Annotated in this window: 2 protein-coding genes; both read left to right on the top strand. The window is 46.0% G+C overall.

The features are described from left to right. Positions 1 to 64: 64 nt before the first annotated feature. Positions 65 to 634: a helix-turn-helix domain-containing protein gene (locus ACP2WE_RS25975; RefSeq protein WP_425218415.1), complete on the top strand. Its 570-nt coding sequence runs from the start codon at positions 65 to 67 to the stop codon at positions 632 to 634. A gap of 26 nt (positions 635 to 660) precedes the next feature. Beyond that, entirely contained in the window at positions 661 to 1,266 is a 606-nt protein-coding gene (locus ACP2WE_RS25980; protein WP_425218416.1) for a transposase, read from the top strand. The last annotated feature ends 44 nt before the right edge of the window (positions 1,267 to 1,310 follow it).

The raw sequence follows: 1,310 nt of genomic DNA on the forward strand, positions 1-1,310 counted from the left end.
CTAGTACAACAGGGCGGAAATAGGGCTACCCTATAGAAGGTGAGCTAAATGAAAGAGAAGAGCTATGCCCAGATCAGCCCCTACACCCTTAAAGTTAAATGAAACCGAACGTCGGGATCTTCAACAAATCGTCAATCGTCATAACACGCCCCAGCAAATAGCCTTGAGAGCCAAAATCATCTTACTTGCCGACGAAGGATGTAATCATCGGGAAATAGGTAGAAAGTTGTCTATCAGTCGAGACATGGCAAGGTTGTGGCGGGAACGGTGGTTAAGCCTAAGGGAGAAAGAGACTCCAGTCGTAGAGCGATTACGAGATGCTGAGCGATTAGGTGCTCCCGCCACTTTTAGCCTAGAAGAGATTCTACAGCTATTTGCAATTGCCTGTGAAAAGCCTGAGACCTATGGGCGACCGATTAGTCATTGGACATCAAGAGAACTCGCCGATGAGATGGTCAAGCAAGGAATTGTAGAGAGTATCTCACCTCGACATGTGGGACGACTGTTGGAGGAAGCGTCACTAAAACCCCATCAATCTGGTTACTGGTTGAATCCCCCCCCGATCCTGAATTTGACGACAAAGTCGAGGATATCTGTACAACCTATCTCAGTGCCCCACAACGAGCCAAGATAGGGGAACGAACGATTAGCATCGACGAGATGACTGGCATTCAAGCCAAGGAACGTAAAGTTGAGGACTTGCCAATGCGTCCAGGAAAAATAGAACGTCAGGAATTTGAGTACATTCGTCACGGGACGCAAACCTTGATTGCCAGTTTTGATGTTGCCAAGGGGCAAGTCATCTCTGCCACAGTTGGAGAAACTCGGACTGAAGCAGACTATCTTGCCCATGTCCAACAAACCCTTGCTACGGATCCTGATGCTACAAAATGGCACTTGGTCATGGATTGCTTAAACACTCATCAATCCGAATCATTAGTTCTCTTGGTTGCTCAAGTGGAAGGAATATCTGAGGATTTAGGCATCAAAGGCAAGCAAGGCATTCTCCAATCCATGCAAACACGGGCTGCGTTTTTGAGTGACCCTTCTCACCGTATTGTGTTTCATTTCACGCCGAAGCATTGTTCTTGGTTAAACCAAATTGAAATCTGGTTTAGCATCCTAGTACGCAAGTTACTCAGACGAGCTAGTTTCACCAGTCAGGCTGACTTGAAAACTCGAATCCTTGCATTTATTGCCTACTTCAACCGTACGATGGCAAAGCCTTTTAAGTGGACTTATAAAGGAAAGGCTCTGGCAGTTTAACGGTAGACATTTTTACGCCGTAGTGTACTAGTCTTTTTTNTTNT

Source organism: Tumidithrix helvetica PCC 7403 (genome assembly GCF_965232925.1).
GTDB lineage: Bacteria > Cyanobacteriota > Cyanobacteriia > Pseudanabaenales > Pseudanabaenaceae > Tumidithrix > Tumidithrix helvetica.

What these genes read in the sequence shown, in the direction of transcription:
- ACP2WE_RS25975 (WP_425218415.1), top strand. Translation starts at nt 65, where the DNA reads ATGCCCAGATCAGCCCCTACACCCTTAAAGTTAAATGAAACCGAACGT.
- ACP2WE_RS25980 (WP_425218416.1), top strand. Translation starts at nt 661, where the DNA reads ATGACTGGCATTCAAGCCAAGGAACGTAAAGTTGAGGACTTGCCAATG.